1 pseudogene is annotated in these 532 nt (G+C 63.2%); it reads left to right on the top strand.

The features are described 5' to 3' along the window. Window positions 1–487, top strand: a pseudogene (locus AC1DU6_RS35645) (hypothetical protein); the annotation flags it as partial. Window positions 488–532: the final 45 nt, after the last annotated feature.

Raw genomic sequence — 532 nt, 5'->3', positions numbered from 1 at the left:
GGATGACGCCGCCGAAGCCGAAATCGGCTGGGTCATCGATCTGGTGACGGAGGTCCGCTCGGTGCGTGCCGAGATGAACATCGTGCCGGCGACATTGACGCCACTGGTGCTGGCCGGTGCGTCTGCGGAAACTCAAGCCCGTGCCCAGCGCTGGAGCGATGTCGTGAAGCGCCTCGCGCGTCTCGGCGAGATATCCTTTGCCGATGTCGCCCCGCAGGGTGCTGTGCAGCTCTTGATCCGCGGTGAAGTCGCAGCGCTGCCGTTGAAGGGCGTGATCGATCTCGGCGCCGAGAAGACGCGTCTCGACAAGGAACTCGTGAAAGCCGAAGCCGATATCAAGCGCGCTGACGCCAAACTCTCCAACGAGAAATTCGTCGCCAACGCCGCGGAAGAGATCGTCGAGGAAGAGCGCGAGAAGCGCGAGGCAGCCGAGGCCCGTAAGGCCAAGACGCTGGAAGCGCTAGAGCGACTCAAGAACGCAGTGTGAGCGGAAACGGTTTGCTGAGATAACGCGAGCCGCGCACCCCATAGC

This window comes from Roseateles sp. P5_B10, from assembly GCF_056400485.1.
The sequence above is the reverse complement of the archived record's forward strand: the minus strand, read 5'-3'. Positions and strand labels throughout refer to the sequence as shown.